This window comes from Dissulfuribacter thermophilus, assembly GCF_001687335.1.
In the GTDB taxonomy this organism is placed as follows: Bacteria; Desulfobacterota; Dissulfuribacteria; order Dissulfuribacterales; family Dissulfuribacteraceae; genus Dissulfuribacter; species Dissulfuribacter thermophilus.
Genome location: NZ_MAGO01000006.1, coordinates 61619 through 86919 on the forward strand (window position 1 = coordinate 61619; position 25301 = coordinate 86919).

The following is a 25301-nucleotide window of genomic DNA, read 5'->3' on the forward strand; positions in this document are numbered from 1 at the left end:
GTGGGCCCCTTTTTTTCCTCATAATTAACAAAAATGACAATTAGATGTCATAGTAGAGGAAGAACTCATATGGATGTGGACGAAGCTTGACAGGATTGATTTCATTTTCAGTCTTGTACTCAATCCACATGTCAATGGCATCCTGAGTGAAAACATCTCCCTTGAGCAAGAACTCGTGGTCTTCCTTAAGGGCATTGATTGCCTCTTCAAGGGAACCTGGAGCAGATGGGATGTTTGCGAGTTCTTCTGGTGGGAGATCATAGATGTTCTTGTCAAGTGGTTCGCCTGGGTCGATCTTGTTTTCGATTCCGTCGAGGACTGCCATGAGCATTGCTGAGAATGCGAGGTAACCATTACAGGATGGGTCAGGAGTACGGAACTCGATCCTCTTGGCCTTTGGAGATGCAGAGTACATTGGGATACGAACTGCTGCACTCCTGTTACGGCTTGAGTATGCCAGATTTACTGGTGCCTCATAGCCTGGGACCAATCTCTTGTAGGAGTTGGTTGAGGGGTTGGTGAAGGCGCAAAGGGCCCTGCAGTGCTTCAGAATTCCGCCAATGGCATAAAGGGCAGTTTCTGAAAGACCAGCATACTTGTCTCCGGCAAAGACAGGTTCACCATCTTTCCATATACTTATATGGGTGTGCATACCAGTACCATTGTCGCCAAAGATTGGTTTGGGCATGAAGGTCACTGTGCGACCGTACTTGTATGCCACATTCTTGAGCACGTACTTGAACCACATTAACTGGTCGCCCATCTGGAGAAGGGGTTTGAAGCGCATGTCAATTTCAGCCTGACCAGCAGTGGCGACCTCGTGGTGCTGGCATTCTACGTCGATACCGAGGGATTCCAAAGTGAGGAGCATTTCTGTCCTCATGTCCTGGAACTTGTCAGTTGGAGGAACTGGGAAGTAGCCTTCTTTGTGTCTTGGCTTGTAGGCAAGGTTTGGGCACTCATCGCGGCCTGAATTCCAGATACCCTCAATGGAATCAACCTGATAGAAGCAACCGTTGGGTTGATTTTCATAGCGAACGTCGTCAAAGATGAAGAATTCTGCCTCTGGGCCGAAGTAAGCTATATCACCTATCCCTGTACTTTTAAGATATGCCTCTGCCTTTTTGGCAATGTTCCTGGGGTCCCTTGAATATGGCTCCCTTGTCACAGGGTCAACAATGTCTCCAATGAGGACAAGAGTTGGTTCTTCGAAGAATGGATCGATTTGGGCAGTGGAAGGATCTGGTATAACAAGCATGTCACTTGCATTGATTGGCTGCCAGCCCCTTATACTTGAGCCGTCAAATCCGTACCCATCTTCGAAGCTTCCTTCATCAAGTTCGCTGATGGGCACAGAAAAGTGCTGCCAGACTCCAGGATAGTCAAGGAATCTAATGTCTACTACCTTGACCCCTTTTTCCTTCGCAAATTCAAGCACATCTTTAGGTGTCATAACGCGTCCTCCTTAGATTTATTTTTTTCTAGATTATAATTCTCAGGGTCTAAGACCCTAAAATACGCATTCCGTTGCAAAAGAAAGTGCATCCTTTAACTCATTACAAAATTCAGGATCTGTAATCTTTTCTCCATATTCATCTAAACAATAGAATGAAAGGGAAATTCTATCTGCACTTGGGCCCATCTTAGCCCTAAATATGTTGATACCAAAGTCAGCCATAGTTCTAGTAATAGAATACAAAAGTCCTATTTTAGGATCAGATATAATATCTACAACTGTATAAAAGTCAGATACTTCATTATCTATCTTTATTTCAGATTCCCCTTGTACCAGACAAATTGGGCCCTGGCTACCGGAAAAAGACATAAATTTTTGTGAAAGTCTGTGAGGGAGTCCAAGTCTTCCTGAAATGGCCTTTTTCATCATTTCTTCGAGCTTATTCCAGTCCATTTCCTGAAAATCGATTGCAAAGGTTGGTTCTACGTCGAGGACATCCACAACAGTGCCATCTTTAAGAGTAAATATCTGTGCTGCTAGGACCTTCAGGTTTTCAAGGGCAAGAACTCCACATATCTTTGATAGGAGGCCTGTCCTGTCTTTTGTCATGATGAGCATTGACCAATAGGCACGCTTATCTTCTGGAACCAGGATTACCAGCCTTCTATTCAATTCTTTTTTTAGTTTCAGATGTTCTTCTATTGCCTCTGGAGTAAAGGACATGAGATAATCTTCTGGAAGATCATCGAGGATAGAGACATGTTCTTCTCCGATCCTCTCTTTGATCTTTTCTTTCATCCACTCTATGCCCTTCACTCTGTCTGGATCCAGGAGATCTTTACGTTCCAGAAGGTGGGCAATCCTGAGGTATAGCTCCAGAATAAGGGCCCCCTTCCAGTCGCTCCATGCGTTAGGTCCGGTTGCCTTGGCGTCTGCTATAGTCAGGAGATAGAGCATTGTTAGGCGTTCTGGATCTGAGATCAGGCGAGCACACCTTAATATCAGTCCTTCGTCTTCAAGGTCCCTTTTAGTTGCAATTTCAGCCAGGAACAGGTGATTTTTTATGAGAAAACACAGGGTCTCAAGATCATCATGGGTTAGTCCCATACGCTCGCCAATCACTTTTCCAAGCTCTTCCCCTTTTTGGGAATGGTTTTCACCATATCCTTTACCAATATCGTGAAAGAGTGCTGCCAGAAATAAAATATGAGGACGAGTGAGTGTAGAAAATAGATGTTTTTCTTCTTGCCTCAATTTTGATATCTCAAAAACGGTTTCTATCAGATGAATGTCCACAGTATTTACATGATAAACATCGTACTGGGCAAGGGCCTTGATAAAAGAAAATTCTGGAATGTAGTTACACAAGACGTCTGTCTCGTGATGCATAACAAAAAGTAGCCTTCGAGGATCTTTTGACTCCATAAGAGAGTCGACAAACCATTTGGCACAAGCGCTGGAAGCTCTAAATGACTCGTCAATATATTGTGTACATTCCCTGATAATCTTTTTGGTCCTGTAGTGAAGAGGTATATCATTTTGGGCGGAATAATGAAAAATTTTCATTATTAGTTGAGGATTTTTTTTAAGGCGCTCCTTTGAGTCGATAACAATTCGTTTGTTTATGATCTCTATACCAGGTTCAAGTACTGTGGAGCTTTGGGCACGTACCCTTGGGTTTAGAACTTCATAAACGTGTTCTAGGTATAGATCAGTGATAGAGCTTATGGAATTAAGGGCCTCGTGGACCTCTTTCATGAACTGTTCTACCCCAAGGATTTTTTTACTGTCTGAGAACTTTAAAAGTCTTGCGATTTCAACTTGGTATTCAAAAAATAGTCTGTCATTTTTTTTGTTACTTACAAAGTGTAGTCTATTTCTTACCCTGATGAGTTCAAATAAGGCCGCCTTTAGCCTTTCGTATTCCTCTTTTGAAATTATTCCTTCTTTTTGAATACCTTGTAGATTTTGGATTCCAAATAGTACCTTTGAGATCCAAATTATTGTATGAAAGTCCCTTAAACCACCTCTTCCGTCTTTAATATTGGGCTCAAGAAGATAGGCATGGTCTCCAAAGCGTTTTAACCGCTCACGCCTATGGTCAATTAGGGATTCTACGAACTGTCTTCTCCGCCCCTCTATAAACTTTGAAAAGATATTGTTTATAAAATTGTTAAAGAGCCATGTATCGCCACAAATGAGCCTGGCATCGAGAAAAGATACCAGGAGAAAGAAATCATTGTCAGCTTCCTTAATACATTCCTCTATGGTCCTTACACCGTGTCCGACCTCGCGTTTAGAATCCCATAGGGGATAAAATATCGCGTTACAGACTTCATCGAGATTGTTTTGCTGCCCTGGTTCATAAAGAATCATTAGATCAATGTCGGAATAGGGGTATAGCTCTTGCCTGCCATACCCCCCCAGGGCAATGATGGAAACTCCGTCTTGGATCTCCGACGGAAGTTTATTGAAAAGGTTTATTATCCACTTGTCTATTATATTGGAATGGACCTTGAGGAGTCTCTCTCCAGAGAGACCCCTGGCCCATAAATCTTCCAATATGTTTTTTCCAGATGGAAGGATTACAGGTTTGTCAACGCTTGACTGAAATATCCAGGAATATGCATCTTCAACAGATGACTTTTCCACTGGCCTAGATTGCATCCTTTCCTCTTTCTCCTGTCCTAACTCTTACTACCTCTTCAACTGGCAGGACAAAGATCTTTCCGTCACCTATCTTTCCAGTCTGGGCGGCATCTCTTATCTTTGTGATAACCTGTTCCACCTGTTCGGCCTCAACAATAATTTCTAGTTTTACTTTTGGTATAAAATCAACTACATATTCTGCTCCACGATAAATTTCTTTATGCCCTTTTTGTCTCCCGTAACCCTTTACCTCAGAGATTGTCATGCCCTTTATTCCGATTTCATTTAGGGCCTCTTTGACATCATCCAGTTTAAAGGGTTTGATGATTGCCTCAATTTTTTTCATAATAGGTTGCCTCCTTTTGTTTTATGCCTGGAGTGTACAGTTCTCTAAAGACTATAGCCCATCTCACTGTGTTGTGTAAGATCCAGACCCTGAACTTCTTGCTCTTCATCAACTCTAACTCCCACAACGAGATCTGTGATTTTGAGTATTATATAAGTAACTACCATTGAATATCCGATTGCTGCAAAGGCGCCAATGGCCTGAACCACAAATTGATGAGGGTTTCCAAAAAATAGACCGTTTGCCCCGTCTGGATTCCAAAATGTAGATGCAAAAAGTCCTGTTGCTAGAGCACCCCAAAGGCCTCCAATTCCATGCACGCCTACTACATCTAGGGCATCGTCATAACCCAATTTGACCTTTAAAAGGACAGCCATATAACATACGATTCCAGCAACACCACCGATAATGACTGCAGGAATTGGTCCAACAAAACCCGCAGCTGGTGTGATGGCCACAAGCCCAGCAACTGCACCTGAGGCAGCGCCAAGGGTAGTGGGTTTTTTCTGGAAGATCCATTCTGCAAAGGTCCAGGAAAGAAGTGCGGCTCCAGTTGCAATCTGTGTAGTAAAGAATGCAAGTGCTGCGGTTTTTCCAGCAGAAAGGGCGCTTCCAGCATTAAAGCCAAACCATCCAAACCATAGGATTCCAGCCCCCAGTATGGTCATTGGAAGGTTATGTGGATGAAATGCCTCTTTTCCATAGCCTCTTCTTTTACCGAGAAACATTGCTGTGACCAGTGCAGCAGCCCCTGAGTTGATGTGGATAACAGTACCTCCAGCGAAATCAAGAGCACCCATATTGCCAAGCCATCCACCGCCCCAGACCCAATGACAAACTGGGAAGTAAACGAAGGTTGCCCACAGCGTAGTAAAAATCATAAATGCCGAGAACTTCATTCTTTCTGCAAATGCACCTGTAATTAGGGCAGGTGTAATAATGGCAAACATGAGTTGAAATGCACAAAATATCAGTCCAGGGATGGTATCAGCATAAGGGCTAGGTTCAAGTCCAACTCCCTTAAGCCACAAATGATCCAGCCCACCAATAAAGCCCCCTATATCTGGACCAAAAGAAAGAGAATATCCAAATATTACCCATAAGATAGAGATAAGCCCAAGACAAACGAAGCTCTGCATAATGGTACTTAGGACGTTTTTTGATCGTACTAATCCACCGTAAAATAGCGCGAGTCCAGGGGTCATTAACATAACAAGGGCAGTTGCGATCATCATAAAGGCTGTATCTGCACTGTTCATAAGGTATTGATTCCTCCTTTTTTAAATTAAACATTTGAATATCGGAATTTGAAAAGAGAAAAATGAGTTTTTCTCAAATTTTTTTTGTACAATTCCGATATTCAAATGTTTTTTGTGGTTATGAAGTATACGCCGTTTCACTGTGTTCGCTAAGATCGAGACCTTCGGTCTCTGCCTCAGAAGATACTCTGAATCCCATGGCAACATCTATTGCCTTCATAATGATCCAGGTGACAACGAGTGTGTAAACACCAACTGCAACTATCCCATAAAGCTGAGTAAAGAGGAACTGAGGATTTCCAAAAAATAGCCCGTTAACTCCACCGGGATTAATGGCTTTTGAAGCAAAAAGTCCTAGACAAATGGTCCCTGTCAGTCCTCCAACTCCGTGAATACCCACGACATCAAGGCTATCATCATAGCCAAATTTATCTTTTAGTATTACAGCAATGTAGCAGATGATACCGGCAGTTAGGCCAATTATTATGGCTGAAACTGGCCCAACAAATCCTGCTGCAGGGGTTATTGTGGCAAGCCCTGCTATGGCCCCAGATGCTGCTCCAAGGGTGGTTGGTTTGCCCCTATGGATCCATTCGATTCCAAGCCATGTAGCCATGGCTACAAGTCCTGCTATATGGGTTGCCACTGCTGCTGATGCAGCTATTTCATTTGCAGCTAGGGCGCTTCCTCCATTGAAACCGAACCATCCAAACCATAGGAGCCCTGTGCCAAGCAGGGTCATGGGAAGGTTGTGAGGTGCAAAGCTCTGTTTTCCATAACCCTTTCTCTTCCCAGTGATCAAGGCTCCAACCAGTGCTGCAACACCACAGGTGAGGTGAACAACAAGGCCTCCAGCAAAATCAAGAACGCCCTTTTCCTTCAGCCAACCACCTGTGCCCCAGATCCAGTGGCATACTGGATTATATACAAAAATTGCCCATAGAAGGCTAAATACAATAAATGGAGCAAACCTAACGCGTTCTGCAAATGCCCCTGTTATGAGCGCAGGGGTAATGATTGCAAACATACATTGGTATAGCATGAATGCAGTTTGAGGAATTGTTGGAGCATAGTCTGGGTTTGGTGCCATACCAACTCCTTTTAGACCCAGCCATGAAAGGTCTCCTACAAAGCCATGGACGTCAGGGCCAAAAGACATAGAATAACCAATAATTACCCATTCAATCCCAACAATAGACGCCATAATAAGGCTTTGGAGTATAGTGCCTAATACATTTTTGCTTCTCACCATTCCTGCATAAAAGAGACCCAATGCCGGGGTCATCAAAAACACAAGGGCTGCACAGATAAGGATAAAAGCAGTGTCACCTGGATTTATTTGGCTCATTTTACGTAACCTCCCGAATTTTTTGTTTTTGATGCTACAAAATTGTAGCATGAAATATATCTCACGAGAGGTACGCAATTTTTTTGCCAAAAAAATCGATCTATTAACTAATTTATTGTTTTTATTTAAAAATTTTTCAAAGAGCAGTTTACAATTTTGTCCTTTTTGTTTCAAAAATGTAATAAAATGCTTTTTAATTTACAAAAATGTATCTTTGGGCGCCTGAGGCGCCCAAAGAATTAAGTTGGAGGTCCCTAGATTAAAAAGAGAGATTTACTGTTATGCCACCATAAACAAAATTGTCCTTTCCTCCGTGATTTGCATTGCCTGCTTGCATATCATCTGCAGCATCCTGACAGAGGGGAAAAGACCAGTAAAGTTCTGGGGAAACCGATATATATTCTGCTACAGGAATATTTAATGATATAGAAGCAAGGCCATCATGGAAATTACTGTACTCATCACTAGGATCATTTGGGTCTGCGTAGACGCCACTGTCATTTGAGATGAGATAGCTTCCCTGCAATCCCATATCCAGGCTGGCATTTCTCCATGGCAATGCAATGGAATGAGAAATGCCAAGGGTAATATATGTGCTGGGGGCATGGGCAAATTCCCTGTAAATAGTAAGTGTTGGGTTTAAGAATGTATTTAATCCTGCGGTTACGTACACCTCATGGCTGTCGTCACTGCCGGGAAGTGCATACCAAATCCAGCCTGCACCAACAGAAACACCATTAATTTCAGTGTCATATGATAGGGTAAAGTCTGTTTCATTTAGATTCTCGAGGCTTGTGTCATAGGGGTTAGTGTCTATGTTTTGCCATATACTTGCTCCAAAGCCCTCGTAGCTCAATCCAAAATAGGGTTGGACCACTAGACTGTCTTTTGAAAGTTCATAGCCTCTCCATATGTATTGGCTTGTTAGGGTAAGAGAGGCATCTACACTGGGTTTTGCCTCATCAGCCCTTACAAATCGTGGTGTAAAGACAGTTGCACAGATCATCATGCATAAGACCAGTATATTAATTTTTTTACAGTTTTTCATGATTTATCCTCCTTAATTAAGTTTTTTTATATTCTTTTTAATATTCTCCCTATCTCTCCACATATATTTACATATATATCACCTCCTTTCTATTCATTAAATTATTGTTTAGCATATTTATGCTATATAGCTGTTTCTCCCATTTCGCCACTTCTTATTCTTAAGGCATTTTCCACTGGATAGATAAAAATCTTTCCATCCCCTATTTCACCAGTCCGTGCAGTCTGCCTAATGGCAACCACTATCTTTTCTACCTCTTCGTCTTTACAGACAATTTCTAGTTTTGCCTTTGGAAGAAGATCTACCTTAAATTCTCTTCCTCTAAACTGTTCAACAATTCCACTTTGCCTGCCATGGCCTTCAACAGGCGTTATAGTAACGCCTGGAATTCCAATCTCTTCAAGAGCATTCCTTACCTCATCTAGCTTTTCGGTTCTAATAATCGCCCTTATCTCTTTCATTTCATTGCCTCCGTTTTTATGACCTTATTGTGTAAAATTCAGGATATGCAGGTGTTCCGTGTTCAATAATATCGAGACCCTGTATTTCCTCTTTGGGAGAGACCCTGATTCCTATTGTGGCATCCAGGACCTTGAATACAATGTAGCCAGTCACAAAGGCCCATAGGATCAGAGCGCCTGCTCCAATAAGCTGTGCAATAAGCTGGTCTGCACCGCCTCCAAAGAAGAGACCCTTTACGAAAGGTGGTTCTGTTGAGTAGTTTCCATATGTACCGTCTGCAAAAAGGCCCACTGCTATGAGGCCCCAGATTCCGCACACTCCATGTACGCTAACTGCACCAACAGGGTCATCAACGCCTCTATTTTCCAGGAACAGTACGCTTAAGACCACGAGTACACCTGCTATTGCCCCAATTATCACTGCACTTGTAGAATTTACCCAGGCACATGGGGCTGTTATTGCCACTAAACCAGCAAGTGCTCCGTTAAGGGCCATTGCCACATCGAACTTCCCTGTTCTGGCGAGCACCACAAGAAGAGCTGCTAGAGAGGCTGCTGATGCTGCAAGGGTGGTGTTTACAGCTATTATGGAAATCCTTAAGTGATGGGCGCTAAAGGTGCTTCCGGGATTGAAGCCAAACCACCCAAACCAAAGGATGAAGGTTCCAAGGGCTGCAAGGGTCAGGTTGTGGCCTGGAATCACTCTGGGTTTTCCATTTTTGTCATACTTTCCAAAGCGTGGGCCAAGGACTATTGCACCTGCAAGGCCTACAATGCCGCCAACTGCATGTACTACTCCTGAACCGGCAAAATCAGCGAATCCTATTCCGTATGGAAGATTACTTAGCCAACCGCCACCCCATGCCCAATGTCCAAATACAGGATAGATAATAAGGCATATTGCAGCAGAATATCCGAGATATGCCTGAAATTTTAGCCTTTCAGCTACTGCGCCAGAAACGATTGTGGCGGCTGTGGCAGCAAATACCATCTGCCAGAAAAATGTAAGGTAATTGTTTACGTCGTAGCCATCTCCAGAAAGAAAAAATCCTGATGTACCTATGAGACCAAATTTGTCAGCACCCAGCATTATTCCGTATCCAAGTGCCCAATACGAAAGAGACCCAACAACGAAGTCCATGAGATTCTTTGCCAACAAATTGGTTACGTTTTTACTCCTGCAAAAGCCCGATTCAACACAGGCGAAACCTGCCTGCATAAACATGACTAAAAAACCGCAGATAAGTACCCATACAAAGTCTACGGCGAGTCCAGGGTCTCCTTTTAGAGTTTCAACCCCTAATGGATCTCCAGCATTGGAGATAGAGACCATGGCCACAGAAAGGAACAACAATAAAAAGGTTGCGATTCGTAGGGGGCTTTTAAAAATCATATTCGTCCTCCTTTTGGTGTTTTTGTTTTGGCTATTAAATTTGCAGATTTAATGCCAAAAATAAAAAGCTTGTTAAATCAATTGGTTATAATTTTCGAAAAAGGATTTGTTAAAATAGATTTAATATGCACTACATTTTTGTAATAAATTTTATGTGGCGGTTTACATTTTTGTTTAATTTTTTCGTATCTCTGGCAAAATGGGTCTGTGGTGAAAGCTCGTTGGGGGGTAAAGTTTTTCTTTAGGACATTTGCTTGGCACTTTTTATTGGGCACTCAACAAAAAAGGGGAGGTATCGGAGTCTTTAAATCATCCCTTTTGCATCTTTGGGGCTTCTGGATGCTTACTACAATTTGTATTAGTATGTATGTGATGAATTAAGTTTTTAAAATAAGCCAAAGATATTTAGTACGTTTATTCGAGTGGTTGAACCGATGTTTCAAAAAAGATTAACAAGGGCCTTTCATATGAATTTATTGGTCCAGCTAGGTTGATTTCGAAATCTATTTGCCCTTTAGGGTTGAAAGGGTATATTCATGCTTAAAGATTAAGTTTCCATGCTCAATGAAGTGATTTACTGATTGTAAGGAGGGTAGTAGGGACACCTACTTCATTTATGAAAGTCTTACTTGTATATCCGTATTTCTTGACTGAAAGAGGAAAAGATTATGACGTCAGACCCCTGCCAATAGGTTTGCATTACATTGGTGCCTATTTAATTGAGGCGGGCCATGAGGTGGAAATCCTCAATCTCCATGGACTTGGGGGGAACCTAGATGAACTTCGTTCTATTTTTGAAGAAAGAGAATTTGACTGCCTTGGAGTATCGCTTTTCAATGGAAATAGGTTTGGTGCCCTTGATTGCGCAAAGATAGCCAAAGAAATAAACCCCAATACTAAGGTCATATTTGGTGGGGTTGGTGCAACATTTTTGTGGGATTTCTTTTTAAGGCATTTTGATTTCGTTGACTTTATCGTAAGAGGAGAAGGGGAAGAGACATTTAAGGAGCTTTTGGAGGCTGTTGAAAAGGGAGGAGATCCAGAGAGTTTTCTCCGTATTAAGGGCTTGGCCCTACGGGATATTAAGGGCAGGCCAGTTAAGACACAAGAGCGTCCATTTATTAAAGACCTTGATGCGCTTCCAGACCCATCCAAGTACTTTAAATTTCAGCACGTAATATCGTCTCGTGGTTGTCCATGGAATTGTACATTTTGTGGATCACCCCGATTTTGGAAAAGGAGAGTTAGGTTCCATTCTCCAAAGTATTTTGTAGATCAGCTTGAACGATTAAACAAAAAGGGAGTTAATTTCTTTTATGTTTCAGATGACACCTTCACCTTAAACAAGGACCGAGTCATTGATATTTGTCAGGAAATTGTGAAAAGAAGACTCAATATATCCTGGTACGCAATTTCTAGGGTAAACTGTGTGGATGAAGATATTGTTTACTGGATGAAAAGAGCCGGATGTATTCAAATTAGTTACGGAGTAGAGAGTGGATCAAAGGCGATCAGAGATTTCTTTAATAAACAGATATCAGATGATGACATAAAGAAGGCCTTTCATATTACAAGACGTTTTGGGATATTACCGAGGGCTTATTTCATTTATGGCGCTCCAGGAGATGGGAAGAAGTCAATTCAGGAGTCTATAGATCTGATTCGAGACATAAAACCCCTTTCAATGGTATCCTATATACTAGATTTGTATCCAGGCACTAAACTTTATGACAATTTTGTAAAAAAGAACAGGGTTACAGATGACATTTGGTTAGAGCCAATAGAAGACATCATGTATTTTGAGACCGATCCAAAGATGAACTCAGACGAAGTCCTTCAGATGGGCCGTCGCCTGAAAAAGGCATTTTATTCAATGCTACCAAATTTCATAGAAGAGCTTGAATTTGAAGAAAAAGACGAACTAAAAGAGCATTATGCGGCATTTTGTGCTAGACTTGGTTTTACTTTTACCCATGGTGACTACGCTCAAAACGAGCTGATTCCCAACAAAGAAAGGGCAGCTGAGATGCTTTTTAAAAAGGCCCTGAAATGGTGGCCCAATCACGATGCCTTTTTAGGCCTTGGAATGCTATATCAAAAGAGAAGGGAATTTGATAATTCCATAGAAATTTTAAGACAAGGTCTTAAACTCTATGATGATAGTGAAGAATTGAATATTTGCCTTGGAATAAATTTGATGAATTTGGGTCAATTTAAAGATGCAATGGCCATTTTTAAAAGGTTTCCATCATCTCCACGGGCAAAAAGGTTTTACGAGATTTGTGCCTCTAAATGAAAAATTATTGGTTTTTCTTCATTATATTTTTCTTGATATTTACTCCATTTAAATGTTATGCCCTTCAAGAACATGGAGCTATTGAAGGCCTTTTGGCACATCAAGGGGCACACATACTCTTTTTTTGGGCAATGTGCGACTTTTCGTACCGCTTGATAAAAACAGATTTTTTTCAACCTAAGATTAGAAAATACTTTCTTATTGGTTCTATCTTGTTGTGCATTTGGAATATTTGGGCCTTTGTGGGGCACATATTAGCAATAAAATACAAGGTAGGGCCTCTTATTCATGAGGAAGGCATTATTTGGGGTGGTAAATGGAAAATTAATGGATTTATAGACCTCTTATATTATACGCTAAAGATGGACCACTTAGTCCTCGTTCCTTCAATAATCTTTTTCTTTTTGGCCTCACGTAGTGTTTTGAAAAAAAATACTAGGGATCAATCCTGATGGTATTGCCTCACGTTCCCATAATGTTTGTCGATATTTTGGGATCCTTTTTGGTGATAATTTTTTCAATTTTCATGGTGAGAAATTTTGCGAAGAATTTTAAGAGATCACCCTCGAATGCCATGGCAGTATATCTCTTTTGGTTCGCCGCATCACTCTTTATTTTTGCCCTGTCCCGTTCCATGGGACATATTTTAAAACATATCCTTTTTTTTACTGGGAGAACCCATGTATGGACTGTTATTTCTTCCTATAGCGGGGCTATTAATACGATTGCAATAGTATTTATGGCTGCAGTCACAATGTTTTTTAAACGTATGCTAGGTATTTTTAGGGCTATGGAACATGACCAGCGCAAGATAGCAGAGTCATCTAGAGAACTCCTAAGATTAAATGAACAGATGAATCAATTAGTTGGTGAAAGAACAAGGTCTGAGATGGTATTGCGTCTTGCCCATGAGATAAGAAATCCAATTACGATAATTGGGGGTCTTTTACGAAGGGCAGAGAAGGGGATATCGGATTACAATAAATTTAAGAAATCTTATATACCAAAGATATTGGAACAGGCTGGAAGGCTTGAAGAGATTGTAAGGCGTTTTGAAGAAGTCCTATCTAAACAGACCAGGAGCTTTGTGGTCTTAGATTTAAATGAGTTGGCCCTAAGGTGCGTTGATCAGACCAGGGAGATGGCTTCAAAGAAGGAAATTTCCCTCGATTTTGAAGGGGCTAAACAACCTTTATTCTTTAAAGGGAATAGAGAGATTTTGGAATTAAGCATAAGACATCTGATAGACAATGCCATTGAGGCATGTAAAAGGGGAGATAATATTAAAGTTACTGCATCTCCGTCTCTCGATGGCGTGGTGTTGGAGGTGTCTGATACAGGGCCAGGTATCCCGAAAGAAGTTTTGGATCACATTTTCGAACCCATTTTTGAAACGCATGAGGGGACGATAGGCCTTGGACTATCTTTTGTAAAGCAGGTGGTGGAAGAACACAATGGTGCTTTGAAAGTAGAGACTATTCCTGGAAAAGGTACTACTATAGTAATGGAATTTCCTACCTATCTCAAAGAAGAACCTATGAATGGAAAAGATTTATAAGATCCATAGGTTTTTTCAGTAGTGCCTTTGCCCCATTTTTTGATAATTCTTCCTGGGTTCTAAAACCCCAAAGTACTCCACAAGGGAACATTTTAGCATTCTGTGCAGTCTTCATATCGATCTTGGTATCGCCAACAAAAATGATTTCATTCGGCGAAATATCAAGTTCTTTAGCAATAATGGTAGCACCTTTTGGATCAGGTTTTCTTGGGATATCTTCTTTTTCACCTAGTGCCATTTTAAAAGGCCATTTTGCCAAAAACGATTCCACGCATGCAATGGTAAATGCGTGAGGTTTATTTGAGAGCACTGCTAGATCAATTCCCATTTGAACAAGGGTATCCAGAAGTTCTGGAATACCATCATAGGGTTTTGTATAGTGGTTCCAATTTGAACGATAGTCACTTATGAACTGTTGCCTTAAGTGCTCAATATTTTCCTGGGTACGTAACTTTTGGGGAAGAACCTTTTCTGCAAGTACTCTCGCCCCTTCTCCAACAAAATTTTTATATGCCTCAATTGGATATGGCTTGAGCCCAAAGGCAACTAGTGTCCTATTCATGGCCTCTGCTATATCCCTTAAGGTATCCAAAAGTGTCCCATCAAGGTCGAAAATGACTGCCTTAAACCTTTTTTCTGAATGCTGGCCCATTTTTTCACCTAAAAATCATTCACTTATTTGAATAACACACTATAATCAAAATTATACACTTTCGCCATTCAGGATTTTATTTTTCGTAGAGCTTATTGTATGTAGATTTCCTCGTGATGTTACCTGGGAGGTGTGAAAATGAAATGCCATGAGGTTGATTATAAAATTTATGGACATGATTTACAGGTGGTTGAAGTGGAACTCGATCCTGGAGAAACCGTTGTTGCTGAAGCAGGGGCAATGAATTGGATGGAAGATGGAATAACCTTTGAGACAAAAATGGGAGATGGATCAGAGGCTTCGGCAGGTCTTATTGGAAAGGTACTAGGTGCTGCAAAAAGAAGGTTAGCCGGAGAATCGATCTTTATGACTCATTTTACCAACAGAGGAGAAGGCAAACGCAGAGTGGCATTCGGGGCACCGTATCCAGGTCAAATTATACCAGTGGATATGTCTAGGATAGGTAATGTGCTCTATTGTCAAAAAGATGCATTTTTGTGTGCAGCACTTGGTACAAGAATAGGGATAGCGTTTACTAAACGTTTTGGAGCCGGATTTTTTGGTGGAGAGGGATTTATACTTGAAAAGTTGGAAGGAGACGGCATGGCCTTTATCCATGCAGGGGGTACCCTTGTGGAAAAGGAACTTTCAGGAGAAGCCCTTAGGGTGGATACTGGATGCATTGTTGGCTTTACCCAGGAAATCGACTATTCTATTGAGGCCGTTGGAGGCCTTAAGTCTATGTTTTTTGGGGGTGAAGGCATTTTCTTGGCCACCCTTAGAGGATATGGAAAGGTTTATCTTCAAAGTCTTCCTTTCTCTAGGCTTGCCGACCGAATTTTTAGGAATGCTCCAGAACTGGTGAAGGATCAGTGCTAGGGGCCTTTGGAGATTTTTTTAACGGCGATGATGATTGAAGAATTTATTAAAATTGTAGCAAATTTTCTTGACGTTTCTAAAAAAAAATGGTATCCACCCCATGCCAATTGAACTGGACGCTTACTCATTTTTTGCCTGGCTTGGCACTAAATGAGAAAGCGATCTATAATTGGTACTATATCTAGACGAAAGTAAGTCCTGGTCGGGACGTGGCGCAGTCTGGAAGCGCACCTGAATGGGGTTCAGGGGGTCGGAGGTTCAAATCCTCTCGTCCCGACCAAATATCCTAAGTAAGAATGAATGGAGGGCGTGCCATGGGCGCAAGTTTAACAGCAGGCCTTTCGGTCAACCATATGGCATGTTCCCAGGGAGACTATCCTGGTGAGCAGAGAGAGCAGTGCCTTGGCACACATTTGCTAGTTGAGCTGTGGAGTGCTCCATTCCCAAAGCTTGCAGATGCCCGGCAGATTCAAGAGATTTTAGGCAAGGCTGGGGCCTGCGACAACGGAATGGGTACGGATAGTCCTGCTGAGGTTAGAGTGCATCAGTTTGATCCGTACGGTGTTTCAGGAACTGCCAGCAGCCCATTGGCCCACATACTCATTCATACATGGCCTGAGAATAGGTATGCTGCTGTGGACATCTTCTCTCATGGAAGAGATGATGCTTACCTAGTTCTTGAACGTATGAAAGAGGCCCTTTGTCCAGAATATGTACACGTTTTGGAAATGAAAAGAGGCCAATTACTTGATATGGAGGACACTTGACTCGAACAATTTGGTCCGAGCGAATTGGACCCGGATATCTTCATTGCTATGAGGCGGAACTTCTTTATGAGGAGAGGACTAAGTACCAACACATGGTCCTCTTTCACAACCCTCTCTTTGGCCGCTGCCTCGTCCTTGATGGCATAGTTCAGTTGACCCAAAAGGACGAATTTATCTATCATGAGATGTTCGTCCATTGTCCTTTTCTGGGGTTACGTTCCACGCCTGAATCAGTTCTCATCATAGGCGGAGCAGACGGAGGGGTACTTAGAGAAGTCCTTACATACGAAGAAGTTAAGCGGGTTGTTCATGTAGAAATTGATGAGGCTGTATTAAAGGCGTGTAAAAAGTATTTGCCTGAAGTATGCGGTGATTGGAATGATCCCAGAGTAGAGCTCATAATAGGGGACGGGGCAAAATATGTAAAAGAGGCAAAAGAAAGGGGAGAAAAGTTCGATTGCATTCTTTTAGATTCCACTGACCCAGTTGGACCGGCAATCGTACTTTTTGAACCGCCTTTTCATAAAGACCTGTTTGATATCTTGAACGATGGCGGAGTGGTAGTACGCCAATCAGGGCTTCCACTTACTATGCCAAAGGTAATGCCTTTTGTTTTTAAAAGATTTCAGGATTTTTTCCAAACCGTAGAGGTCTATAGGGCTCCGGTACCAACCTACGGTGATGAAATGGCATTTGTTGCCGCTACAAAAGGTCCACAGGGTATTTCAAAGTCCAATAAAGAGAGGGTAGGGCGTTTTTATAATCCCAAGATACATGAGGCAGCCTTTGCCCTTCCCACGTGGTGGACAGAACTAATAGATAACTTTGAGGATACTGGCGAGGTGCCTATAGATTCTCTCTATTGATGATTGCCTTTTTAAGTGATTTTGGGCATGCAGATCCATATGTGGGTATAGTTAAAGGAGTAATTCACTCCATAGTAAATGATACCCACGTCATCGACCTTACGCATGAGATAGAGCCTGGAAATATCTTCCAGGCTTCTTTTGTCTTGGGCATTTCCTATAAGTATTTCCCAAAGGGTACCATATTCCTTTGTGTTGTAGATCCAGGAGTTGGTTCTAATAGAAGGGGAATTGTCGGAGCTGGGGGAGGATATTTTTTTGTAGGGCCTGATAACGGAATTTTTAGCCATGTATCCAATGAGTTAGACCTTAAATTTTTTGAAATCAAAAATAAAAATCTCTTTCTCCCAGAAGTTAGCGTAACTTTTCATGGAAGAGATGTCTTTGGACCAGTCGCAGCACACTTAGAAAAAGGAGTTCCTTTAGAAGATATAGGTCCAGGAGTTGAGGACATCACCATCTTAAATATTCCAAAGCCTATCAAGAGGGGGGACTCGATCCAGGGAGAAATTCTCTATTTCGACAGATTCGGCAATGCAATTACAAACATTCCTCTAGATCTCTTTGATGGTTCAGGTAAACAAGACGTAAAAAGTCTATGTGTATCTGTAAAAGGACATAAGTTCCCAGTGGTTGACTGTTATGAATCTGGGAAGGGGAAAGGGGTCTTTGGTATCCTCGGAAGTCATGGATTCCTTGAGCTATCTGTTTATTTGGGAAGTGTAAGGAGTAAGTTGGAAATTAATAGGGGAGACAAGGTAGAAGTTAAAAGTGTGGAGTGTTTTAGAAGTGTTGAGTTTTGAGTGTTGAGTTTTAAGTTGAAGGAAGAAAAATTTTTAGAAGTGTTGAGTTTTGAGTGTTGAGTTTTGAGTTGAAGGAAGAAAAACTTTTAGAAGTGTTGAGTTTTGAGAATAGGTAGTCTTTTTGTCCCCTTCTATGAGTATTTAGCCTGATTTAGCTTTAACATCCGCAACTTGTATGCCAGGTAAACCCGTTCAAGCCTCTGTCTTAGCTCAGGATCTCTCACTCCACTTACCAGTACCTTTGCCCGTTCCTTTAGTTCTTCTGGTACATTATCATAATTAGGTCTATAGGAGTCTCGTTTATCTTTTGATCTGGCCTTAAGCTCTTTGACGTCTCCCTGAATAAACCTAATTTCCTTTAACTTTGCCTCTGGAGGCAGATGGGAGTTTAGTTGTTGAAGAATCTTGAAACGTTCCAAAAAGAGTTGTTGCATCCAAACTGCATCGGATACCCTCACTATCAACAGCTCTGTTCCAACTATTCTTTCAGGCCATGCGTTGTGAGATACAGGTTCTCCAACAACTTCGCTCCATTTTTTCCAGATTATGGCCTGACTGAAGTTTCTACTCCAGCCAGGCCTTCTTTCAGTCACACTGGTTAAAATACTCTTAATTGGCCTTAAACTCACCCTTCAACCTCTCCAGGGGTTCCTCTATTACCTTTCTTATCTCTTCCATGCGTTCTGGGCTGGTGGCTTCGAACCTCAAAACAAGAACTGGCTGAGTGTTGGATGCCCGAACAAGCCCCCAGCCATCTGGAAAGATTACCCTTACTCCATCGACATCAACTACCTTATATTCTGTCTCATCTTTGAAATACTGTACCAGTCGTTCAACCAGTTTAAACTTTATCTCTTCTGGGCAATCGACTCGGATCTCAGGGGTGGAGTAGGTCTTTGGTACATCTTTTAAGAGTTCAGAGGCAGGTGAGTTTGATCTAGAAAGGATCTCTGCAAACCTTAAAGATGCATAGATGCCATCGTCAAAACCAAAGTATCTGTCTGCAAAGAAGATATGTCCACTCATTTCGCCAGCAAGGAGGGCATTTTCTTCCTTCATCTTCTTTTTAATTAGACTATGGCCGGTCTTCCACATTATGGGGCGTCCGCCGTGTTTTTCAATGTCATCATACAAGACCTGAGAACATTTAACCTCACCAATAATAGTGGCACCTGGATTAGACTTTAATAAGTCTCTTGAAAAAATCATAAGTAGTTGATCACCAAAGAAAATACCACCTTTTTCGTCTACAACTCCAAGCCTGTCTCCATCACCATCATAGGCTACTCCAAGGTCTGCCTGGACCTCTTTGACCTTTTCAATGAGCATCTCAAGGTTTTTGGGGACTGTTGGATCTGGGTGATGGTTGGGAAAGTTTCCATCTACCTCACAAAAGAGGGGGACAACATCTGCACCTTGATCTTCGAAGACTCTAGGTGCCACGAGGCCAGCCACACCATTTCCCGCATCTACCACGATTTTTAACGGCCTTTCAATGTTTATGTTTTCTTTCATGTAATTTATATAGGGAGTAATAATATCTGAGGTCTTGAGTGTGCCTTCTCCTGTTTCAAAGTCATGGGATTCAATTATTTGTCTAAGCTCCTGAATCTTTGCTCCGTAAAGGGTTTCTTTCCCCACACATAATTTAAACCCGTTGAATTCAGGAGGATTATGACTGCCAGTTATCTGGGCACCTCCATCTGTATTGAGATGAAATATAGAAAAATATAGTAAGGGGGTAGGGCACTCGCCAATATTAATTACATTTACACCGGTTTTTCGTACTCCATCTATGAAATAACCCTGAATTCTTTCAGAATGGGTCCTACCATCTCGTCCACAAGTTATGGTATTTAAACCTTCTCTTTTTACATATGTTCCGTAGGCCTTTCCTATTGCCTCTACGACTTCTTGGGTTAGATCTTCATCAACCATCCCCCTTATGTCGTATTCCCGAAAAATTTGTGGGTTCATTTTCTCCCTCCTTCCTTAAAACAAAACTAAAAGTTTTTCTTCCTTCAACTCAACAATCAACACTCAAAACTCAACACTTCTAAATCTTATTTGCCAATTCAAAGCTATTTTGAATGCAGTCATTTAGACTTACACCACCTACCCAGTTACACCTAACAAAAAGCCCTGAATTTTTCTTGAGGATTTTAAAAAGTTTTTCCACACGACCTTGATGTCCTATATTATATTGCGGTATTGCATGACGCCACCTGTGAATTTTTATGTAATCTGGGGCCTTCTTGAGCCCCATAAGTTCTTTTAATTCTTTATAGGTTAAGTCTATGAGCGTTTGATTGGACTTATACGGGATATCTCTTCTCCTGGCCCCTCCCAAAAGGCTCCTTAAAAGGATCCAACCAACTGGCGCCCTATTTGGAAATATTGAAGAATCCCAAAGGGTTCCTAGAATTGATCTGTTTTCAGGTCCAGGGCTTAGAAAACCAAATCCATTTAGATCCCTATCAACCCACTTTGGTCTAATCCCAAAGGCCACGATTGCAATGGGTGGATAATCAATAGAATTTGCAAGCCTTGAAAGCTCTGGAATAGAATCTTTGGTCAGTGAAGCCGTCTCCTTAGCAGGGCATGAAAGAACAACATGGCTACACTCTATTGCCTCACCATTTTTTAGATGAACTTCCCATTCAAATCTTCCTTTTTTTATGATCTCTGTAACTTCACTGCCACATTTTATGATGTCAGGACCAAGATCTTCCTTAAGGGCATTAACAAGCTCACTCATGCCTTCATTAAAGGAAACGAGATTACCTCCAGGGCCTGCTTCGACCTTTTTTCCGGACTTCGCTCTCTTGGCCTCCATTGTGAGTTTTATCATTGCACGTATTAGACTGCCGTATTGGGATTCAAGCTCCCAGATCCTAGGAAAACAGCTCTTTAGAGAGAGTCTAGCAGGATCTCCGGCAAATATCCCTGTTGCCATAGGATCAATGAGCCTTTTAAACGCCTCATTTCCAAGTCTCCTAATCGCAAAAGACTCCAAGGATTCGTCTCCGATTCCCGATGCCTTTGGGATAAATGGTTCCATTAAAACTCTAAGTCGTCCGCTTATTGAGAGAAGGTCTGAAGAAAGGAAATCAACAGGGGATTCAGGCAGTCGTTTGAGACCCGAGTCTTTTACTACAAAACGCCTTTTTGAATTTTGATTACTCATTAAAATCTCAAGACCAAGGCGCTTTGCAAGGCCGACTGTGGATGGCTTGTTATCCAGTACGCCATTTACACCGAGTTCAACAAGGAAACCTTCATTTTTCTCAGTCCTAGCCTTTCCACCCAATATGGATTCTTTTTCTAATAGCAGTATTTCATATGACGGTCTATTTTCTCTCAAAAAATATGCAAGGGATAGGCCTGAAAGCCCTCCTCCAATTATTACTATCTTAGCCATTTATTTTCCCCTAATTTTTCAACTACTAATTCATATAGTGCATTAATAAATGAAGGCCTGGTATTCAGGCCAGGGGTTTTGAAGAGCTCTCCTCCAGCCTCCTTTACAATACTTTTAAATAATATATCGATCTCGTAAAGGGTCTCAATGTGATCGGAGACAAAGCTGATTGGCAGACAAAGCAGTCTTTTTTTGCCTGACTTTACCAACTCCAAAAGATGGATATCAGTCTGTGGTTCAAGCCATTTTACAGGGCCTGATCTACTTTGAAATGAAAGCGTACCCTTGATTCCAGTTTGGCTTTCAAGGGCCCTTATTGTGGCGTTTATGTCTTCTAGATACGGATCCCCTTCATCTATAAACTTTTTGGGAAGACTGTGAGCACTGTAAACAAGATGAAAATCTTTGTTCCCGATTTTTTTTTGCCCTTCATCTAATACTTCGCAAAGTGCTGATATGTAGGCAGGATGTGTTGGAAACCGATCAATCACATCCCAACTAAGACCAAGAGAGTCACAACAACTCTTAAACTCTTCAATAGAAGATCCACTTGTTGCCCTACTGTAGTGAGGATAAAGAGAAAGGCCTAGGACCTTTTTTACCCCAGTGTCCTTTAACTCTTTTAAAACATCAGGTGTACGAGGATGCCAATACCTCATACCCACGACACATTTAAATTCTTCCCCGTATTTGGGACCTAGTTCCTCATTAAGACGACCTTCAAGCAACTTTGCCTGCTCTATAGTAATCTCTGTAAGGGGGGTTTTCCCTCCAATGAGCTCATAATTTTGAGCACTTTTGGGAGCCCTTTTTTTTGCTATCAACCATGCTATTGGCCTTTGTAAAAAAGAAGGGCCGAGGCGAATAATATATCTATCTGAAAAGAGATTGAATAAAAAAGGCCTGATCGCATCAAGCGAATCTGGCCCACCCATATTTAAAAGGCAGATACCTATCATTTTGACAGATCGTGGACTATCTCAACCAACAACTTGACCTTTTCAGCAGGAATCTGGGGGAGTACTCCATGGCCTAGATTGAAGATGTGGCTCTTTGCCACTTTGCCCTCTTCCAGTATCACTTTTACGCGATCCCTTAAATCCTTTTCTGGAAGAAATAAGGCCAAGGGATCCAGATTGCCCTGAACGACTTTGTCGTTTCCCAGGAGGTCCGAGGCTTTATTTAGTGGTGTTCGCCAGTCGATCCCAAAACAGTCTACCTTCAGATCTTTTATGGTTGACAGAAGATGATGGCCGCCAAAGGCAAAATATATTTTTGGGCAATCGAATGTTGAAAGTTCTTTGAAGATACGATCCACATGGGGAAATACATGCTGGAAGTAGTCGTTTACACTCAAGATTCCAGCCCAAGTATCAAAGACCTGGATGGCTTCAGCCCCTGAATTTATCTGCATTGAAAGGTAGCGAATGGTCACATCTGTTATCTTTTCCATTAATTTGTTAAAGAGATCCGGGGCCTCAAACATCATCTTTTTAGTAAAGAGAAAGTTTCTGCTTGAGCCTCCTTCAATCATATATGTGGCCAGGGTAAATGGCGCTCCGGAAAAACCTATGAGAGGCACCTTTTGAGAAAGCTCTTTTCTCAAAATCTTTACAGTCTCACTTACAAAGCCACAGGTTTCATTAGGGTCATGGACAACAAGTCTTGAAACATCAGCTTCTGTTCTTACAGGGGGGGAGAGTACAGGACCGTGCCCCTCTTTAAAGTCGAGTCCTATACCCATAGGTTCAAGAGGAATGAGAATGTCTGAAAAGAGTATTGCTGCATCGACGCCAAGAACGTCTACAGGTTGAATGGTGACCTGGGCTGCAAGTTCCGGTGTCTTACAAAGGGTTAAAAAATCAGTTTTCCCTCTAACTTCCTGATATTCTGGGAGATATCTTCCTGCCTGTCTCATGATCCAGATGGGAATAGGCCTTAGTTGTTCTCCCCTCAGGGCCTTCAAAAAACGATCATTCTTCATGGGAATCTCCCTTCAGCTTTCTTGGTAAATAGCTACAATAGGGCTCTTCAGCCATATAATCTCCACTTACAGCATAAGCACGGGCCCGACATCCTCCACATACCCGTATGTATTCACATGATCCACATTTTCCCTTATAGGCATCCCAGTTCCTGAGTTCTTTAAATAGAGGGCTTTGTTCCCATATCTCCTTGAGGGATTTGTCCTTTATGTTCCCTGCAGACACTGGAAAATAACTGCAAGGAAGGACATTTCCATCTACGTCGATAAGGACAATTAGTTGGCCTGCAAGGCACCCCTTTGATCCACCAGTGGAAAACTTGAGGCTCCTTATTTCAACCTTTTCACCCTGTTCTTTAGCCTTCTGGAGTCGCACCCTATAGTAGTGGGGAGCGCATGTTGGACGAACTAGGATGTCCTTTTCCCGCTTTTCCATCTCATAGTGCCAGTCAAGGATGGCCTCGTAATCCTCGGGCGATATGAGTTCCTCTAGTATGTCTTCACCTCGGCCAGTTGGCACAATCATGAACATATACCAGGCTGTGGCCCCAAGTTCTTTTGCAAGTCTAAAGACGTTAGGAATGTCATCCTGATTTCTTTTGGTAAAGGAGGAATTTATAAGAAAGTCTATGCCATTCTCTTTAAAAAGCTTTGCAGCGCCTACAGTCCCTTCGAATGCACCTGGTTGCTGTCTGAAATTATCATGGATCTCAGCAGTGGACCCATCAAGGCTCAGACTCACCATTTTGATCCCAGATGCCTTAATGTTATCACATACTTCTTGGGTAACCAATGTTCCATTTGTGGCAAGGCACATCCTGAGTCCCTTTTTAGTGCCATAGGATGCTATATCAAAGACGTCTTCTCTTAGTAGGGGCTCTCCTCCAGAAAGGACCACAACAGGCTTTGCAAAGCTAGCAATGTCATCGATTATTCTATATGCTTCAGCTGTAGAAAAATCAGGATGGGCCTTTACTTCAAGCTCTGATGATGATCTGCAGTGAACACAATGGAGATTGCATCTCCTAGTTATCTCCCAGGCAAGCCATTTGAGTTCAAATTTCATTAGTTATTTTCCTTTTCTTGGACCTTCGCAAGGATAAATTCTTTTAGGGCCTTACATGTGGGGCTCATAGTGCGACGGCCGTCCCATGCAAGGTAAAATTTTCTCTTTAGTTCAACGCCTTTAATGGAGTACTGCTTTAGTACACCATATGCTATCTCATCTCGAACCGCCCTTTCAGACACAATGGCATATCCAACACCTGCCTTGACTGCCTGTTTAACTGCCTCTGTGCTCCCCATCTCAGCCACTACTTTTAGTGCTGAAGAATCCAGACCAAATTGTCTCTTTAGAGCATCCTCAATTGCTAACCTCGTCCCAGAGCCTTTTTCCCTAAAAATGAATGGGATATTGACCAGTTCCTTAGGGTCTATGAACTGATTTTTAAATAACGCCCTTTCTTTACTAGATATGAAAACCAGTTTGTCTTCAAAACAGGGTTCAAATTTTAAATGTTCCATGGGAAGTTCGGCCCCAACCATTCCCAGGTCAATCTCTCTTTGTAAGAGCATTTCTGATATTGATTGGCTATCACCTATCCTCAAAGATACTTCTATGAGCGGTTTTTCCCTTTTAAACTCCCCTAAAAGTGTGGGTAATATATATTGACCGGGAATGTTACTTCCGCCCAAATAGACTTGGCCTGTATCAGCACCTTTGAACACTTCAATTTCATCTTGGGCCTGCTTAACGAGGTTAAGTATCTCCTTTGCATAGGGATAAAGGATTTCTCCAGCCTTTGTTGGATAGATGCGTCTACCAGCCCTGTCAAAGAGTCTAATCCCAAGAGTATCTTCGAGGGCTTTAATGTGGCCGCTAACTGTTGGCTGAGTAAGAAATACAATTTTAGCGGCCTTAGAAAAGCTCTTTTCTTTCCATACAGCCAAAAAAACTTGAAGTTGTCTTACGTCAATCAATTCTTATTGCCCTGGTTAAAAAGTATTGTTCAAAAACTAACTTTATGAATCATTATGCCTGTAATTGCCAGCTATTTCAAGTCGAACCTCAGGGCAAGATCAAAGTTCAAAGTTCCTTTTACCTGCGGGTTCGCA

21 protein-coding genes, 1 tRNA gene and 1 pseudogene are annotated in these 25301 nt (G+C 41.9%); 7 read left to right on the plus strand and 16 right to left on the minus strand.

The window, feature by feature from the left end; genetic code table 11:
* Nucleotides 1–40: 40 nt before the first annotated feature.
* From glnA to DBT_RS06310, 8 genes are all read right to left on the minus strand, one after another.
* Nucleotides 41–1453 carry a type I glutamate--ammonia ligase gene (gene glnA, locus DBT_RS06275; protein ID WP_067617942.1) on the minus strand — a complete coding sequence of 471 codons (1413 nt, stop codon included), beginning with the start codon at nt 1451–1453 and terminating at the stop codon, nt 41–43.
* A gap of 57 nt (nt 1454–1510) precedes the next feature.
* Nucleotides 1511–4123, minus strand: coding sequence for a [protein-PII] uridylyltransferase (gene glnD, locus DBT_RS06280; protein ID WP_083186676.1), 2613 nt, complete (start codon nt 4121–4123; stop codon nt 1511–1513).
* Complete coding sequence (locus DBT_RS06285; protein ID WP_067617945.1) at nt 4113–4451, minus strand: P-II family nitrogen regulator; 339 nt, start codon at nt 4449–4451, stop codon at nt 4113–4115. Before DBT_RS06285 ends, glnD begins: the two co-directional genes overlap by 11 nt.
* A 44-nt stretch (nt 4452–4495) precedes the next feature.
* Nucleotides 4496–5710 (minus strand): ammonium transporter, encoded by a 1215-nt coding sequence (locus tag DBT_RS06290; RefSeq protein ID WP_067617947.1) that lies wholly within the window; start codon nt 5708–5710, stop codon nt 4496–4498.
* A gap of 118 nt (nt 5711–5828) precedes the next feature.
* Complete coding sequence (locus tag DBT_RS06295; protein ID WP_067617950.1) at nt 5829–7058, minus strand: ammonium transporter; 1230 nt, start codon at nt 7056–7058, stop codon at nt 5829–5831.
* Between the two features lie 259 nt (nt 7059–7317).
* Nucleotides 7318–8106 (minus strand): TorF family putative porin, encoded by a 789-nt coding sequence (locus DBT_RS06300; protein WP_067617954.1) that lies wholly within the window; start codon nt 8104–8106, stop codon nt 7318–7320.
* Between the two features lie 122 nt (nt 8107–8228).
* Nucleotides 8229–8567: a P-II family nitrogen regulator gene (locus DBT_RS06305; RefSeq protein ID WP_067617957.1), complete on the minus strand. Its 339-nt coding sequence runs from the start codon at nt 8565–8567 to the stop codon at nt 8229–8231.
* Nucleotides 8568–8583: 16 nt separating this feature from the next.
* On the minus strand, nt 8584–9960 hold the full coding sequence (locus DBT_RS06310; protein WP_067617959.1) for an ammonium transporter: 1377 nt from the start codon (nt 9958–9960) through the stop codon (nt 8584–8586).
* 616 nt (nt 9961–10576) lie between these two features.
* On the opposite strand from DBT_RS06310, the gene DBT_RS06315 reads away from it, so the two are divergent.
* Both DBT_RS06315 and DBT_RS06325 read left to right on the plus strand, forming a co-directional pair.
* Nucleotides 10577–12256 carry a B12-binding domain-containing radical SAM protein gene (locus DBT_RS06315; RefSeq protein WP_067617962.1) on the plus strand — a complete coding sequence of 560 codons (1680 nt, stop codon included), beginning with the start codon at nt 10577–10579 and terminating at the stop codon, nt 12254–12256.
* Between the two features lie 574 nt (nt 12257–12830).
* Nucleotides 12831–13814 (plus strand): sensor histidine kinase, encoded by a 984-nt coding sequence (locus DBT_RS06325; protein ID WP_161939926.1) that lies wholly within the window; start codon nt 12831–12833, stop codon nt 13812–13814.
* On the opposite strand, the gene DBT_RS06330 is transcribed toward DBT_RS06325, so the two are convergent.
* On the minus strand, nt 13792–14466 hold the full coding sequence (locus DBT_RS06330; RefSeq protein ID WP_067617970.1) for an HAD family hydrolase: 675 nt from the start codon (nt 14464–14466) through the stop codon (nt 13792–13794). The genes DBT_RS06325 and DBT_RS06330 overlap by 23 nt on opposite strands.
* A 138-nt stretch (nt 14467–14604) precedes the next feature.
* Between DBT_RS06330 and DBT_RS06335 the strand changes: the two are divergent.
* The 5 genes and pseudogenes from DBT_RS06335 (at nt 14605) to DBT_RS06355 (ending at nt 17781) form a co-directional block, all read left to right on the plus strand.
* Nucleotides 14605–15383 (plus strand): annotated as a pseudogene (locus DBT_RS06335) (TIGR00266 family protein).
* Between the two features lie 165 nt (nt 15384–15548).
* Nucleotides 15549–15625 (plus strand) — tRNA-Pro (locus DBT_RS06340).
* Between the two features lie 34 nt (nt 15626–15659).
* Complete coding sequence (speD, locus tag DBT_RS06345; protein ID WP_067617971.1) at nt 15660–16112, plus strand: adenosylmethionine decarboxylase; 453 nt, start codon at nt 15660–15662, stop codon at nt 16110–16112.
* Nucleotides 16109–16978: a polyamine aminopropyltransferase gene (speE, locus tag DBT_RS06350; RefSeq protein WP_067617973.1), complete on the plus strand. Its 870-nt coding sequence runs from the start codon at nt 16109–16111 to the stop codon at nt 16976–16978. The genes speD and speE overlap by 4 nt, the downstream gene beginning before the upstream one ends.
* Nucleotides 16978–17781, plus strand: a complete 804-nt coding sequence (locus DBT_RS06355; RefSeq protein WP_067617976.1) for an SAM hydrolase/SAM-dependent halogenase family protein — start codon at nt 16978–16980, stop codon at nt 17779–17781. The genes speE and DBT_RS06355 overlap by 1 nt, the downstream gene beginning before the upstream one ends.
* A 131-nt stretch (nt 17782–17912) precedes the next feature.
* Here DBT_RS06355 and DBT_RS06360 read toward each other — a convergent pair whose 3' ends face one another.
* From DBT_RS06360 to DBT_RS06390, 7 genes are all read right to left on the minus strand, one after another.
* Complete coding sequence (locus DBT_RS06360; protein ID WP_067617979.1) at nt 17913–18410, minus strand: DciA family protein; 498 nt, start codon at nt 18408–18410, stop codon at nt 17913–17915.
* Nucleotides 18391–19758, minus strand: a complete 1368-nt coding sequence (locus DBT_RS06365; protein WP_067617981.1) for a phosphomannomutase/phosphoglucomutase — start codon at nt 19756–19758, stop codon at nt 18391–18393. Before DBT_RS06365 ends, DBT_RS06360 begins: the two co-directional genes overlap by 20 nt.
* Before the next feature lie 79 nt (nt 19759–19837).
* Complete coding sequence (hemG, locus tag DBT_RS06370) at nt 19838–21202, minus strand: protoporphyrinogen oxidase (RefSeq protein ID WP_067617984.1); 1365 nt, start codon at nt 21200–21202, stop codon at nt 19838–19840.
* Nucleotides 21190–22161 (minus strand): ferrochelatase, encoded by a 972-nt coding sequence (gene hemH, locus DBT_RS06375; RefSeq protein WP_067617987.1) that lies wholly within the window; start codon nt 22159–22161, stop codon nt 21190–21192. The genes hemG and hemH overlap by 13 nt, the downstream gene beginning before the upstream one ends.
* Nucleotides 22158–23186: a uroporphyrinogen decarboxylase gene (gene hemE / locus DBT_RS06380; protein WP_067617990.1), complete on the minus strand. Its 1029-nt coding sequence runs from the start codon at nt 23184–23186 to the stop codon at nt 22158–22160. The genes hemH and hemE overlap by 4 nt, the downstream gene beginning before the upstream one ends.
* Complete coding sequence (locus DBT_RS06385; RefSeq protein WP_067617993.1) at nt 23176–24252, minus strand: radical SAM/SPASM domain-containing protein; 1077 nt, start codon at nt 24250–24252, stop codon at nt 23176–23178. The genes hemE and DBT_RS06385 overlap by 11 nt, the downstream gene beginning before the upstream one ends.
* The gene (locus DBT_RS06390) at nt 24252–25166 is read right to left on the minus strand and encodes a selenium metabolism-associated LysR family transcriptional regulator (protein ID WP_083186678.1); all 915 of its coding nucleotides are present in this window, start codon (nt 25164–25166) and stop codon (nt 24252–24254) included. Before DBT_RS06390 ends, DBT_RS06385 begins: the two co-directional genes overlap by 1 nt.
* Nucleotides 25167–25301 lie beyond the last annotated feature (135 nt).